This window comes from Paenibacillus xylanexedens (assembly GCF_001908275.1).
Classification (GTDB): domain Bacteria; phylum Bacillota; class Bacilli; order Paenibacillales; family Paenibacillaceae; genus Paenibacillus; species Paenibacillus xylanexedens_A.
The window spans coordinates 5,394,277-5,408,884 of the sequence record NZ_CP018620.1; the positions used below are offsets into that span (position 1 = coordinate 5,394,277).

Below are 14,608 nucleotides of genomic sequence, written 5' to 3' on the forward strand. Positions count from 1 at the left end.
ATTGCTCTAAAAATGTTTCACTCAAGCACTCGGTTACAGAAAACCTTTCGAGCACTCTTGTCCCCAGATTTCTTCTCATTCCCCTTTCATGGGGAAATCCGGTGACAAAGGCGCACGCTTCGCTTCTTCAGGTCCTTTCTGTCCCCTCCGTTGTCGTGTCATTCTTTAAATTGATTTATTAGACATATTCAGAATCAAATGCCGATTAATTAACTTTGTTTAATAGGTATGGACATCATATCAATTGATTTGTCTGTGAGCAATGTCATTTCGCGGCAATTTTATTTTGTCATTTTGTGGTCTTTTCTCAGATTTAGGTCTTCCTGATCTTGAATATATATAAAACCCACCTGTATAATAGGTTTAAATACGTGTTCAAAAAGTCTGGTTTTCAGTACCGAGAAGATGGAATGAAGCTAGAAATGGAGTAGCGGAGCGTAGGAAAACTACGTGAGCAACCACAATGTTTCCAAAGGAAACATACTTCGTAAGCCTCCCGCTTATTTCGGCTGAATTTCAGCTTCGATGTTGATGATGCCACTAGGCATGATTCGTAATCAAAAGTGGACTTTTTGAACTACATCTATAAGCGAAACTTTTAGAATGTACAAACGATACTTATATAATAAAGAGGTGTTCCTGATGACCGAGAGCATGAAGGAAGACCACCATGAGTTTTTGGATATTATTTTCTTCACTCCATCTGAATTCGAGAAAGCTGGTGGCGCCTGGCCGATTCGCATCGGCCGTAATATAGCCAAGACCAACTATCATATTGGCCCTCGTACCACACCTTATCATTATTTGCTATTTGTGCTGGAGGGGGAAGGTACATTCATACAGAACGGACAGCGTCATGCCCTTCGTTCCAGGGATGCATTCTGTCTGTTTCCACATGTTACCCATGAGTACTGGACTGATCCAGAGAACACGTTGCAGAAAATATTTATTGCCTTTGACGGCGCACATGCAGCCGAACTATTGTCTCGGATCGGACTTACACCCGACTCACCATACCGTTCAGGTGTACTGACACCGGAGACCGCAAGTGCGATGCGCGCATTTATGGAGGATGTTCGCCAACCACAGGACGGAGCGAGTGATCTGGGACGACTCACCCGGTTTCTAAACCTCTTTGACCGGATAGCCCGTTCCCCGGCAACCAAAGGATTGCAACCGGATTCAGCCACACCTTGGCTTCAGAAAGGCAAGGAATACATGGACATTCATTTTGCAGGCGGCATCTCCGTGGAAGGTGTGTCTGCTCATGCGGGTGTGGATCGAACCCATTTTGCCAAACAGTTCCGCAAAGCCTATGGTCTGTCCCCTGTGCAATATATCCAGCAATTGAAAATGACCCAAGCCAAACGTCTACTCGTGCAGACGCCGCTAAGCTTAACTGAAGTGGCTCATTCCGTAGGTTACCCGGACTTGTTCTCCTTCTCCAAGGCGTTCAAAAAGCAAGTCGGTCTGCCGCCCAATCGCTATCGGACAGCGGAGAGCACGAAAGAGTAAGGGAGCGACCTTTCGCTCCCCAGACTATAATCCATGCCTCATGCACCACGCATTGTGTACGGTTAGGTAAGATGTCTCCTTTACCAAATTGCAATGGACTCCTGAGATTCGTATCCTGTACATCATGGTGCTGCAAAATCCAGCACTAATCCACCACCAAAAAAAGCAAGCCCCATCTACCCGGGACTTGCCTTCTTTCTATACTACAGTCTTGACGCACGTACTCGAAACCAGGAACTTTTTACATTGACGTAACGCTATTCCTTCTCCTCATTCTTACGCGCAAGCGGAATACCGTTCTCCTTGGCATACCATGCTTCATAATGATGCACAGCCACACCTGCAAAAGAAGAATGAGAGGTACCGAGATCAAACACCTTTGCCATCTCTTCATTCATATTGCTAACCGGTTTACGGAAAAAGGTCAGGTGATCCCCCTCGTGTGTATCCGCGAGTTCCGCTCCGATCCAGACTTTCTTGCCCAGATCATCCGCTTCGTCCAGTTCTTCCTTGGACAGATCATACATCTGCTGTCCACTGTCCCGGTAAGCCATAATGGCCACCGCATCGAAGTGGGAGATCACCCAGCGACTGAATGTACCCTCACTTTCAGCCGACTGACGGGCATCAAGCCAGAACGGAATGGCAGCGCTCATGTACAGTCCGGCATCCTCGCCGGCTTTTGTCCAGGCCTTCATGTTGTTCTGCCACTCTGCAATGATGCTGCTCTCCTCGTTCTCCCAGCGCTTCAGCTGATACGGCTCTACATCCAGTTGAATGCCTTCGAAACGTTCATTCTTGGCCGAAGCTGCATTGTATGCTCGTACTCGCTCGATAAAAGCAATTCCTTCATCCCGCTTCTCCTCATAGGCCCAGTCTGCATGACCGTTAAGTCCATGCACTTCAATCTCAGCCTGCCCTGCAGCCGCAATGAATTTGCGGTATGTTGCGTCAGGCACCTCATCCTGGATTTGCAGGAAGATGGTATCCACGCCCTGTTCTTTGGAAAAGGCAATAATCTCAGGCGTTTGTTCTGCAATAATGGACGCGTCCCACAGCCAGGTCGCTTTATGCTCCTCTGCCTGGAACCATTTGAACATCCAGGACAGAAGCAGCAGGCACAACACCACAGCCAGAATGGCCCATTTCGCCATACCCACCAGCTTGCCCCGTTGCCTCATATATTTCCTCAGACGAGCAACGCTTCACTTGGTTCAAGCACAGGATGCTGTACCGAGTGACCAATCTTGTAGATATGCGGATGTGTGTACGAACGGAATGCATTACGTGTATCCAGAATCGGCACACCCATCTCGGCAATATCAAAGTAAGGTAAATCGCTGTGGTTGGTGATCAGCACGATGCAATCGTACTTCTTGAACTGCTCCAGATTGAACACTTCGCTGTGAACGGTCTCGCCATGTTTGTCCTGGAAGGAATCCGCATGTGGGTCGTAGTAGCTAACGTTAGCTCCACTTTCCTTGAACAGTTCATATACTTCCAGTCCTGGTGATTCACGCAGGTCGGCAATATTCGGCTTGTACGACATGCCAAGGAGCAGAATATTTGATTTACGTACGGATTTAGCGTATTCGTTCAGAATTGTTGACGTTTTGTTCAATACATAATATGGCATGTTGTCATTGGTGGATTGCGCCAGCTCAATGAATTTGCTATAGAAACGGAAGCCTTTGGCCTTCCATGACAGGTACATCGGATCCAGCGGAATGCAGTGTCCACCGATGCCTGGGCCTGGATAGAATGGCATGAAACCAAATGGTTTCGTCGCCGCCGCGTCAATAACTTCCCAGATATCGATGCCCATGCGGTCACACATCATCGCCATTTCATTTACAAAGGCAATGTTCACACTGCGGAATGTGTTCTCCAGCAGTTTGGACATCTCAGCCACTTTTGGTGAAGATACCGGTACTACGGTTTCTACATATTTTCCATATAGCGCTGTTCCGAGCTTCAAGCAAGCTTCAGTTGTGCCCCCGATTACTTTCGGAGTATTAAATGTTGTGAAACGTCCGTTCGACGGGTCCACACGCTCAGGCGAGAAGCAGAGGAAATAGTCTTTACCTGCTTCTTGTCCGATTTTGTCCAGCTGCTGCTGGATCAGTTCTTCGGTTGTACCTGGATAAGTGGTGCTCTCCAGCGTAATCAGCATGCCTGGTTTCATGTGCAGTTTGATCTGATCCACAACAGTCTCGATGTAAGACGTATCCGGGTCCTGATTCTCACTAAGCGGTGTCGGTACGCAGATACTGAGTGCGTCGATCACGCGCAGCATACTGTAATCTGTCGTTGGCTGGAAACGACCGCTTTGCATTACTTTTTTCAACTCATCGGACGAAATATCGTGAATATAGGAATCTCCTTGATAGATACTTTCTACTTTGGACGCATCCAGATCAATTCCGATTACCGTGAAACCTTGATTGACCATTTCCACGGCAAGTGGAAGTCCTACGTAACCGAGCCCGACGACGCCGAGTACAGCTTCTTTATTTTCAATCGCATTCAGTAATGTGTGGAATTGTTGATTCTCCATGATATTCCCTCCGGGCAGTGTATTTGGTGGTGCTTAAAATCCATATAAATAGATGAGTGTCTGTGCTCTAAATGTTGCTCTAATCTATCTGATTCATAGTGTAAAAAAAAGCTCTTACTTTGCACTTCACACAATCAGTTGTTCCAAGCTGTCTTCTAGTGCAGGCAACGTCTGATTCGTGCATCCAGCTCTACAGGTGAGAACGGTTTGGTCATGTAATCATCCACGCCGCTGCGGAAGCATTGACTAATCGTCTGCTCGACACGTTGTTCGGTCAACACGACAATTTTGGGTGGCTGCTCCATCTCCAGGTTCTGAATATGATGGATGAAGGGCAGACCATCGATGCCATACAGATTCAGTTCGGTGAGCACCAGGTCAGGTGTGACTTTCTCGATCAACTCCAGTGCAGCCAGTCCATCGACGGCTTCATAGGTTTCGTATCCCTGCATCTTCAACCGCAATTGCAGGAATTCGCGTACCGTAGGATCGTTGTCCACAATCAAAATGCGTTCCGGCTCGTCCGCCGTATTGTCCAGCGTGTAGATATGAATCTCCGACGAATCTACGAGCTTCGAGGACTCAGCCATATGCTGAATAGTTGCCTTCGAAGGGCGCTCCCCTTCCGGGAAACTGGCCAGTGTAATCTGTGGATCGGCACCGGGCAGAGTCTCTTGCAGCTCATGTTTGATCCGAAGCCCTTCATAGTGAACTTCATCCAGTGACAACCCTGGCAGCAGGACGGCAATCGCCTGGGTGGCCCCATCCTTCCACACCTGGAAGGCAGACTCACTCGTTTGCTCCAGATGTGTCCTGACCTGCTGCTCAGGTTGAGAGTTTCCTGCACAATGGATGAACATTAAGCCGCATGTTTCGGCACCCGTTTCCTTCAATCCCTGTTCTACACTTCGGTACACATTAACGGCAGCCTCACGCTGCAATGTCGCCGTATTTGGCATGTTCTTTTCCACCCTTCTCCTCGATTATCTATATAAGTCCAAAAAATATTATTTACACTGACACTCCGATGACAGAACAGCCTTTCGATCACTGTTATCCCCAGATTTTTTGATTCCTTTATACAAGGGGAAATCCGGAGATAAGCGTATGCTTTCGATGCAGCTTTCTTTCAGAAAGCTTTTAGGTGCACGCTTCGCTTCTTCAGGCTTTTTCTGCCCTCTCCGTTATCGTGTAAATGTCTAGTTGGACATATAATTGCTTTGATTATTCTTTAATCAAGCGGCTTCGCTTGTTTTCTTCTCATCCTCGGACCAGCTTTGGCGTGTCATGGTACCCCATGAGTTGTTGTTTTGCATGAACTGCACATGTCCCTGCAATCTCCACAGTACGCCGAGCTGGTGGTAACCCACGAATTTCAACGCGGAGTAGACCAGCATTTTGACCAGATCGGAGAGCTTGTTGTAACGTTTGAAAGCAATCTCCTCCAGGACAAGTGCGCCTACACTCAGCAGATAACCACTCACAAAGTTCAGCAGTCCGAACAGAACCAGAATCGGCCATTGCGTCATATCCAGAAGCACATATCCAGTGAGAGCCAGAAGTCCGGTAATCCGGAAATACGGGTTCAGCGCTTCAAAAAGGACGTTATATGGCATGGTCACCATACCCATAACCTTATATTTTGGATTGAACAACATGCCACGATTCTCGATCATGTTCTTCAGGTTCCCACGGCCCCAGCGCTTGCGCTGACTGGACAAGATCCGGTATGAATCCGGTGCCTGCGTCCAGCATACAGCCTCAGGACAGAAGGCAACGCGGTACTTCAATTTGTTTTCCAGCATATAACGGTGAAGTTTAATGATGATGTTCATGTCTTCCCCAGGATAACCATCCCGGTATCCACCTACGGCGATAACAGCGTCCTTACGGAACATGCCGAAGGCACCAGAGACAATGATCAGACCGTTCATGTGACTCCAGCCAATCCGTCCGCCCAGGAAGGCTTTGAGATATTCAATCGACTGGAACATGGGCCAGATTTTGCGTGGCAGTGATACATCTTGCACTGCCCCATTTTCAATTTTGCAGCCATTGGCGATTCTTACATCTCCACCGATAGCTACCGTCTCTTCCGGATTCTCCATATACATGCGTGCCATGCGGATCAGGGCATCCTTCTCCAGCAACGAATCGGCATCGATGGAAGAGATCAACGGATAATGGGACAGGTTGATCCCGGCATTGAGGGAATCGGCCTTACCGCCGTTTTCCTTGTCAATGACATACAGATCCGGGAACTCCGGGTTATGATAGATCCCACGAATTTTCTGACAGGCGATCTTGCCCCGAATCTTCGTATTGGGTACTGGCTTCAGCCGATATTCCTCCAACAGGATATTCAGCGTGGCATCACTGGAGCCATCATTCACCACAATGACTTCATACGTTGGATAATTCAGCGTCATCAGGCAGTTCACATTTTCAATAATCGTCAGTTCCTCGTTGTATGCCGGTACCAGCAGAGAAACGGAAGGCACCAGTTCCGAGCCTGACAATGTATTGTATTTGGAATAATGCGACCGCCGGAAGATCGTCCAGATGTTACGGAACGATAAGGCCAAAATGGAAAAGTAGAGCGTATTTACAAAAACAACATAGTAGATTGCGACCATGCCGTAGATTAATAGTAGATCCCTAAGCAGTGTAATCCCCTCCTACCGTAGCGACACCTGTGCGCTTCTTGCTGGTTCTGTTCTCTCGTACAGGGCCAAAATAGCGATCGTACAGCAGTCTTTTTTTGTTATGTGCAATCATCTGCTCTACAGCTCTGTCATCGGTTCTCGTGTGCTGCATGGTACTCTCAATCTGCTGCATCGCAATCTCGCGCTCAGCAACTGTACCTTGCACAGCAGCCTGACACAGCGCTTCGAATCCCGGTTCACCGAGCTTGCTCAGACTCTCCGCACTGTTATATCGAACTCTCCAGTCTTCATCCCGAAGCGCTTTGCGCAGCAATGGAATGCTACCAGATGCATGCTTGTAACCAAGCGCTTGTACCACTTCGGCGCGAACTTCCGGATCGGGGTCCTGGATTAGCTTCAGGATTGTCTCATCCCGGAGTGCCGGACTTGCGCTAAGATACAGCTTCACCGCCTCGGCACGTACATCCTGATGTTCTGCGCCTACCAGTCTGTCGAGTGCAGGCATCACTTCAGGTACAGCCTGTCCCCACATGGCAACCAGTCCGACTTTAACAAAATCAGGATTTCGGTCTTCCAGCAATTCAATTAGAATTCTGCTCGTATCCAGACTCGTTTCGAGCAAAATATCTGCCGCCAGATGGTGAATGGACTTACCTTTGGTTAACAGCAACGCCAGCATGTCTTTCAGTTCACCTTGCCGAGTCGTACATCTGGAGATGGACCGACCAATCATAATGGCCATCGGGCCCGGTTTCTCATCCTTCAGCAACTCCATCAAACCCGGAACGGCTTCGGAACAACGCATGCCACCCAAGCGATAAGCAGCATCAATCTGGCGACCGTACCGCAGACGGCCCAGTTCCTTCAGATCATGCTCTACGAATCCTGCTTCACGGCACAGTGCAATTAATTTGTCGCGATACTCACCCTTGAACTGGTCGATCCATTCAATCATTCTGTCCTGAATGACTCTGCGTTCCAGCGGAGCCAGTTTGCCTGGTGGCAATTTGAGTGGACTATTCTCGGTCAAGGCTGTTTGCAGATAGGTGAAGTAGTCACGCTGCTTCAATTCATAAAACGCCGTCTTGCGTCGTTTGCCATTGTGGGACATTTTCATGGCAAACAATACGATGACGCCTACAACAACAAGTGCGATACAGATGTACAAAAACAGATAGGCCAAAGCCAAACTTGGAAACATGTGAAAAGGTCCTCCTTTATACTCATTTATTCGATCTGAAAACTAGGAATTTTTTCGTAACTCTTCTTCATTTTTTCGTAGCTTAGCTTCAGCCGTTCACTATACTGCACCTGCTCCCAAGGTTGCCAGCTATATACCGGCAAAGTCTTCAGGTCCAGGGTCGTCTGTTCACCCCCAGGCCAAGATACTTTCTTCGTGGCGCGGTCCGTTAACCACGGAATGAGGGCAACGCCTTCCACAGCAACTGTAGAGAACTCACGTCCGTTCTTGAGCGGTCCATAGTCGATCGCTTGCAGCGAACTCGGATCACCGAACCCGAGTAACATCCAGGGAATTCGCATTTCCACCTGATTGCCGTTATACTGCCATGCCGTTAATGAATCCGTATCAGGTTGGCCGGGAGCCGTCGTTCCTCGCTTCAATGTTCCGACCTTTTCATTCATGAACGGTTGAGCAGATCGGGTATCCGGCGGTGTCATCCTCAGGCTGACTGCCAGATTCCATGGGTGGAACAAAACTGCGGAGGCTTGATCTGGCAGCATGTCGTATCCTTCTTTGCCGTACAGGCGCTGATTAAAGTCATAATCCTTGGCAATCTCCACCTGTGATTCTTCATCCTGTCCCAGTGTAATTACTGTCTCAAGACCATCACTGAGTGTCCGGCCCGGGAGTAACTTATCAGGTTGACTGCCTCCAGCAAGTGTATCTGTGCCAATTCGCAGCACTGTCTTCTCCGGGTCAAACGGTTGATCCAAGGTCAGCCCAATATACAGATAGGCTTCATCATGAGTCATCTTCATTTCCTGAATGCCGTCCACTTGGCCCTGCCAGGTCGTGACCTCTTCATCCTTCAGATCATCCCAGTCATCCAGTGATCCGTCGATAGTCAACTGTTCCTGTTTACCGGGGTCCATGGCAAGCAGACCAAACATCTTCTCGTTTGTCAGTACGTTCAGCCAATATGCACGGCGATCAGCCGGGATTTCCAGTGGCATCGTGTTCCATGTTTTTTTGAACCATTCATCCTGCCACATGAACACAATTGCTCCCGAGTATCCTTCATCATAGATATCCTGCGTCAGTGACGCGTCGATATCTCCCTGCTCTACTTCGTTATGTCCACCCTGATTCCGTCCTCCCATACCCAGATGGGAAATACCAAGAGAAGAGGGTACGCCATACTCTGTAATCATTACAGGCATATCGGAAAACTCGGCTTTCAGCTTGCGCAGATAACTTTTGTACGTGTTGTACTCACCGTTCTCATCCTTGATGGTTTGGAGCGTTTTATCGATATGGAACAGATCCGGGTAATACGGGTACACATGGTAGGCTGCAAAATAACCTCCCTGCCACGCCTCCGGCTGAATATGTCGGGCATCCACACTGACGAGATCCTCTTCATACAGCGGCTCGCCGGGATGATCCAGCACATCGGTCGTTACCCAGTTGGTGAAAGTCATCGGATGTTCCCACCCATACTTCTTCTCCAGGACCGCCGTATGATCCAGCAGCTCTGCCAGCCAGTTCTCGAACGGTGACGCTTCTGGACTCGCCGAGAAATGAACTCCCTTATACTGCGGCACGTCCGCATGTTTTGCATTTGTGTTGTCTACCATTGCCGGGTCCCATTCCGTCCCCACATGCCAGGCCATCAGGTATTTTCCTGCATTCGTTTTGTATTTGCCGCTGGACTCTCCCTGCTTGGCAGGAATGTCCGCATCACCATAGACAGCAGATACGGCCTTTTCAATCTCCTGCTTGAACGTCTGCTCAATATGGGCCGCATAGGCATCCTGTTTCTCAATCAACTCTTCTTCAGGTGACCATATGCCCTGTATAAAATATAACGGTTGCTCCCGGCCGCGGTTATATTCGACCAATGCGGAGTAGAAAATCGGTTCGTGAACCGTGTATACCCGGATTACATTGGCTCCCAGATCCTCGATCTGCTGGAACCACCGCAAGTAATCCTCTTTGGTCAGCGGGAATTCTCCCGGGTAATGCCCCGGTGAAGTTGCGCCCAGGTTGACACCTTTGACGAACATCTCCCTCCACGTTCCATCTGGCCCGTATTCCATGAACCGGTCTCCATCGGTCTTGAATTTCATCTCCGTGCCGTTCTCCGCTGTGTACGTAACGAGCTTGGGTTGCATATAGTGCCATCCGGCAAATATCCCACCGGTTACCACCACTGCTCCTGTCAACACCGTTAATAACCAGCGTCTTCGTCTTTGTCTGCTCATGTCTTTAGATTGCTCACCTCTCTAATATGCATCCTGCTTCAACATCGAATGGTCCAACATGAAGTTTACGAATCTTTCCGCTTCGGATGTCCGCTTGGTAGAGATGTCAGCGGTGTAGTTCTCACTATAGCGCTAAGACTCTGCATTTGTAACTAGGCTGATGGAAGCAAACATGAAATGGAACATTCTGCCCATAATTCGTAAAAAGAGCCATCAACTAGCACCGGGAAGCCTCTGAGATACGTCTGATTCCCGAACACTAATATCTGCTGGAATCGCATGGTATTGGTGCCCTGCTGATCTTGCAATTCTGGAACCTATATTGTTATGTGCAACGCGGGTACAGGCAACGTTTGCCGTTTGAACACATACCCCATTAAACGCGAGTCATTATTTAAAGTTGCGGACCTTTTTACAGTATTAACCATAAAGATTACAAAATTGATACTATAGTCCGATAACGCATCAGCGATATTCCGCGTCACATCAAGGTTTTCTGAAAAATGCAGAAAACCAAAAAAGGACGTCAGTCCCCCTCTATAGGACTGTACCCATTTATAAACCTTTTACAAAAACCTAAATGAACGCCCGGTCATCACCCAGAGGTCACAGATCTCTCACATTAAATGTAAAAAAGCACATCTTATTTCCTAATTTCTGCCTCTAATATAGCTAATCCATAATTGTGTCCAATTTGCAAAATAATTCCGGTTGCTGCATTTCGAATTGTCGGATATGCTTATAAAACAAGAACACTTGTTCCATACTGTAAATAAACTGTTAATTATCGATGTTCAAATGAAAATAATTGCTTCTTAACATAATAGCTTAGCATCACGAATAAGGAGAGAAGTCTTATGCCTCGCCAAGACAGACGTGTCATCATGCTGGCAGACTGCCAGTCATTCTATGCCAGTGTGGAGAAGTCTGCACATCCCGAATACAAGGACCGCCCCCTCGTAGTCGCGGGAGATCCGGCGCGCCGTTCGGGTATTATTCTTGCGGCCTGTCCACTCGCCAAGTCCTATGGAATTACGACAGCAGAACGACTGGGCGAAGCGCTCGCCAAATGTCCGGATGTTGTTGTTGTTCGCCCCCGGATGGCCGAATACATTCGGGTGTCCCTTCATATTACGCGTATCCTTCAGTCTTACACGGATCTGGTGGAACCCTATAGTATTGACGAACAGTTTCTCGATGTCACCGGAAGCCTGGATCTGTTCGGTAGTCCCGAGACGATTGCCCGTAGCATTCAATCAAGGGTGATGGATGAGACGGGTGTGTACATTCGGATCGGCATCAGTGATACCAAGGTCGTTAGCAAGATGGCCTGTGATCTGTATGCCAAGAAAGTCCCGGGAGGCATCTGTACGCTACCTCGCAAAGATCTGCCTTCAACGATCTGGGAAAAACCTGTGCGAGACATGTTCATGGTTGGTTCCCGCATGGCGCAACATCTCTACAAGATGGGCGTGCATACGATCGGTGATCTGGCCCAGACCCCATTGTCCCGACTGAGAGAACGTTGGGGTGTAAATGGTGAGGTACTGTGGCGTATCGCCCGCGGTATTGACGATTCCCCGGTCAAACCCGGGACCTATGCTCATCAGCAGCAGGGAATCGGACATCAGATGACGCTGCCCCGGGACTATGACTCCTGGGAAGATATCAAAGTGGTACTGCTTGAACTGGCGGAACTCGTCAGTCGGCGTTCCCGGGACAAATCACTCATGGGCCATGTGGTCTCGGTTGGATGTCGCGGACAGGATTATGATCGGCCAACCGGTTTCTCCCGCCAAATGAAGGTGAATGAACCCACCAACATTACGGATGAAGTATACGATGCGGCGGCAGCTCTGTTCCTGCGTCATTGGGACGGATTACCCATCCGCCGCATCAGCGTGTCATTGACCGGACTTGTACCCGATTCCGAAGTGCAGCTGTCCTGGTTTGATGACCGCGAACGCAAAAGAGAACTGGAACGTGCGACAGATGATATCAAGCGCAGGTACGGAGATACCGCCATCATGCGGGCATCCTCCCTCTGCTCGTCCGCGCAAGCCCATGAACGTTCTCATAAAATTGGAGGTCATTATAAATGAGTAAAAAATTGCAGCAAAATGGTATCTTCGAATCCTCACGCATGATGCTCCCCGAACACCGGGAAGCCTACATTCTTCATCAGGAACAACTTGCTCCTCGTACCCGCCCATCTCTGGATGCCCAGGCCGCGGAAGAAATGTCCCGTTTGCTCAGCAACTCGATGATGCTTGGAGATAGGGTCACTATTACGTTGTTTCACGAACATGATGATATCCGTTACACGGGGCAAGTGCTTCGACTGGACCGTCCGGCCCGTACCCTCAGACTGCTGATGGAAGATGGGTCCCGGGATATTCAGATGAACCTCATTACAGATGTGGCCCTAGCCGATGACTGAAGGGAGATGTACCCACCCCGATGTTGTGGATATTCCATGATAGATGCAGCATAGCCGTTGCCATGCAGGACTGTCTTCCTACACTTCCAGGTGAATACCAAAAGCAGCCGACGAGACATATCCAGACCATTCACTTCGTTCTAAAGAAGCAAAATATCAGATATGTGATTCATCGGCTACATATAAGGGTAAAGCTTCTTTTTCTGAAAAACTTCTTAGAAAAAGCTCCAGTCAAATTCCTTGGACAGACGCTCCAGCAGATGCACGCCGGCAATACTGTTGCCTTTGCGATTCAGAGCCGGGCCAACAAGACCTATGCCGAATTGTCCCGGTACAAGGGTCAAGATCCCTCCGGATACTCCACTTTTGGCGGGCAAACCAACCTCGATTGCAAATTCGCCTGATGCATTATACATACCACAGGTGGTCATGAAGGTTTTGGCAATCTGAACATAGCGACGAGGGATGAGTTCTTCTCCCGTAATTGGATCTGTTCCATTATAGGCCAGAACGAGTGACATTCGAGACAGATCTGCACACGTCACTTCAATGGAGCAATGACGGAAATACACGGCAAGCACGTCTTCAACGTCATCCTTAATGACCCCGTTGTGCTTCAAAAAGTAGCCAAGTGAACGATTCATATGACCGCTCTCCGATTCGGACTGGAATACCTCTTCGTTATAACCCAACTGATCATTATTCGCCAGTTTGCGGAAAAACTCCAGAATGCGACGTGATTTCTCTTCCTTACAGTCTCCTCCAACAAGCGAGGACACCGTAATCGCACCCGCATTAATCAATGGATTAAATGGAATACCGGGTTCGACTAGTTCAAGCTTGATCATCGAATCGTAATCGTCGCCTGTCGGTTCTTTTCCTACATTAAAGAAAACCGCTTCTTCCCCATGATCCATCAGGGCCAGAATAAGGGTAAATACTTTGGAGATACTTTGCATCGTAAATGGGACACCGCAATCCCCTGCCGACACATAGTTTCCTTCGGCGTCCATGATATGTATACCGAGCTCATCCTGAGAGGCTTTGACAAGCTCCGGGATATACGAAGCCACCTTACCCTGCCCGGTGTGCAAACGACTGGTCTCCAGCCACTCCGGCAGTAATGCATTCAGACGTTCCATGGTTGAATTGGACATATGTCATCTCCTCCACATCTCTATATAAGCAAGCATCTTGCATGAAATGTGCATGGTGAACCCATGTACCATGATGATAATGAGCTCCATCTACATCATGCAAGATGCCCTATATTATCTGATTACCCTCAGAATAGTCTCTTTACCGCTTCATTTGAAGATTTAACTCCAAAATCTCGCCGGGAAGACCATCGTAATCGCCTGTCCAGGTGGATACAAAGTTCTGTCTGGTCAAGATCCGGCGGGAAGCAGCGTTACCCGGATCGATAACTGCATAGAGGGATCCAATCCCTGCGGCTTGTGCCTGAATAATCAACCGTGACGCTATAGATGTGCCTTGACCTTTGCCCCAATGTTCAGGCAGGATCATGTAACCTATCTCAGCCTTGGTCGGGTCCTCCTGATCCGGAATCAATTTGGCATACGCCACACCGGCACCATCTTCACTAAATACCCGGTAATGTCCGCATGTGGAACGCTCATTAAACTCCAGCATGGTCTCAAATTGCGTTCTCGCCTCTTGCTCAGGTATTGCACGTTCTGTAATCTGTTTCATTACTTCCATATTGGAAACCAATGCATAATAATCATCAAAATCAGGTTGTGTGTATTTAATGAACTTCATGATATGCCTCCTCTGGGGTACATAACTTATCTTGGTCTTGTTGAATTCACCTAGAGTATAACAGATGCGAATGATGGAATGCACATAAGGCAACACGCTTGCAGGCAGCCAGATGATCCGTTAGGCCAACAAGTCAGCAATCTGACAACTGTAGATACCAAAAAGCGGCCTCATCTGGAGACCGCTTTGTTTACTTTGTTT

11 protein-coding genes are annotated in these 14,608 nt (G+C 48.5%); 3 read left to right on the forward strand and 8 right to left on the reverse strand.

From position 1 onward, the window contains the following. Window positions 1-642: 642 nt before the first annotated feature. Window positions 643-1,515, forward strand: a complete 873-nt coding sequence (locus BS614_RS23535) for a helix-turn-helix transcriptional regulator (RefSeq protein WP_084174708.1) — start codon at window positions 643-645, stop codon at window positions 1,513-1,515. Between the two features lie 257 nt (window positions 1,516-1,772). Here the strand turns inward: BS614_RS23535 and BS614_RS23540 are convergent, their stop codons facing one another. From BS614_RS23540 to BS614_RS23565, 6 genes are all read right to left on the reverse strand, one after another. Further along, window positions 1,773-2,696: a hypothetical protein gene (locus tag BS614_RS23540; protein ID WP_074095749.1), complete on the reverse strand. Its 924-nt coding sequence runs from the start codon at window positions 2,694-2,696 to the stop codon at window positions 1,773-1,775. 8 nt (window positions 2,697-2,704) lie between these two features. After that, complete coding sequence (locus tag BS614_RS23545; RefSeq protein WP_047843665.1) at window positions 2,705-4,072, reverse strand: nucleotide sugar dehydrogenase; 1,368 nt, start codon at window positions 4,070-4,072, stop codon at window positions 2,705-2,707. A 155-nt stretch (window positions 4,073-4,227) separates the two neighbouring features. Then, entirely contained in the window at window positions 4,228-5,031 is an 804-nt protein-coding gene (locus BS614_RS23550; RefSeq protein ID WP_074095750.1) for a response regulator transcription factor, read from the reverse strand. Between the two features lie 276 nt (window positions 5,032-5,307). After that, window positions 5,308-6,708, reverse strand: a complete 1,401-nt coding sequence (locus BS614_RS23555; protein WP_210436946.1) for a glycosyltransferase family 2 protein — start codon at window positions 6,706-6,708, stop codon at window positions 5,308-5,310. A 22-nt stretch (window positions 6,709-6,730) separates the two neighbouring features. Then, entirely contained in the window at window positions 6,731-7,939 is a 1,209-nt protein-coding gene (locus BS614_RS23560; protein ID WP_074095751.1) for a HEAT repeat domain-containing protein, read from the reverse strand. 26 nt (window positions 7,940-7,965) lie between these two features. Next, window positions 7,966-10,185 carry a hypothetical protein gene (locus tag BS614_RS23565; RefSeq protein ID WP_074095752.1) on the reverse strand — a complete coding sequence of 740 codons (2,220 nt, stop codon included), beginning with the start codon at window positions 10,183-10,185 and terminating at the stop codon, window positions 7,966-7,968. Between the two features lie 857 nt (window positions 10,186-11,042). On the opposite strand from BS614_RS23565, the gene BS614_RS23570 reads away from it, so the two are divergent. Next, on the forward strand, window positions 11,043-12,287 hold the full coding sequence (locus BS614_RS23570; RefSeq protein WP_017687476.1) for a DNA polymerase IV: 1,245 nt from the start codon (window positions 11,043-11,045) through the stop codon (window positions 12,285-12,287). Then, entirely contained in the window at window positions 12,284-12,625 is a 342-nt protein-coding gene (locus tag BS614_RS23575) for a YolD-like family protein (RefSeq protein ID WP_074095753.1), read from the forward strand. Before BS614_RS23570 ends, BS614_RS23575 begins: the two co-directional genes overlap by 4 nt. A gap of 215 nt (window positions 12,626-12,840) precedes the next feature. Here the strand turns inward: BS614_RS23575 and glsA are convergent, their stop codons facing one another. After that, window positions 12,841-13,782, reverse strand: coding sequence for a glutaminase A (glsA, locus tag BS614_RS23580; protein ID WP_036614565.1), 942 nt, complete (start codon window positions 13,780-13,782; stop codon window positions 12,841-12,843). A gap of 142 nt (window positions 13,783-13,924) precedes the next feature. Further along, window positions 13,925-14,407 (reverse strand): GNAT family N-acetyltransferase, encoded by a 483-nt coding sequence (locus tag BS614_RS23585; protein WP_074095754.1) that lies wholly within the window; start codon window positions 14,405-14,407, stop codon window positions 13,925-13,927. Window positions 14,408-14,608: the final 201 nt, after the last annotated feature.

What these genes read in the sequence shown, in the direction of transcription:
- BS614_RS23545 (WP_047843665.1), bottom strand. Translation starts at nt 4,072, where the DNA reads ATGGAGAATCAACAATTCCACACATTACTGAATGCGATTGAAAATAAA.
- glsA (WP_036614565.1), bottom strand. Translation starts at nt 13,782, where the DNA reads ATGTCCAATTCAACCATGGAACGTCTGAATGCATTACTGCCGGAGTGG.
- BS614_RS23570 (WP_017687476.1), top strand. Translation starts at nt 11,043, where the DNA reads ATGCCTCGCCAAGACAGACGTGTCATCATGCTGGCAGACTGCCAGTCA.
- BS614_RS23585 (WP_074095754.1), bottom strand. Translation starts at nt 14,407, where the DNA reads ATGAAGTTCATTAAATACACACAACCTGATTTTGATGATTATTATGCA.
- BS614_RS23565 (WP_074095752.1), bottom strand. Translation starts at nt 10,185, where the DNA reads ATGAGCAGACAAAGACGAAGACGCTGGTTATTAACGGTGTTGACAGGA.
- BS614_RS23555 (WP_210436946.1), bottom strand. Translation starts at nt 6,708, where the DNA reads ATGGTCGCAATCTACTATGTTGTTTTTGTAAATACGCTCTACTTTTCC.
- BS614_RS23550 (WP_074095750.1), bottom strand. Translation starts at nt 5,031, where the DNA reads ATGCCAAATACGGCGACATTGCAGCGTGAGGCTGCCGTTAATGTGTAC.
- BS614_RS23575 (WP_074095753.1), top strand. Translation starts at nt 12,284, where the DNA reads ATGAGTAAAAAATTGCAGCAAAATGGTATCTTCGAATCCTCACGCATG.
- BS614_RS23535 (WP_084174708.1), top strand. Translation starts at nt 643, where the DNA reads ATGACCGAGAGCATGAAGGAAGACCACCATGAGTTTTTGGATATTATT.
- BS614_RS23560 (WP_074095751.1), bottom strand. Translation starts at nt 7,939, where the DNA reads ATGTTTCCAAGTTTGGCTTTGGCCTATCTGTTTTTGTACATCTGTATC.
- BS614_RS23540 (WP_074095749.1), bottom strand. Translation starts at nt 2,696, where the DNA reads ATGAGGCAACGGGGCAAGCTGGTGGGTATGGCGAAATGGGCCATTCTG.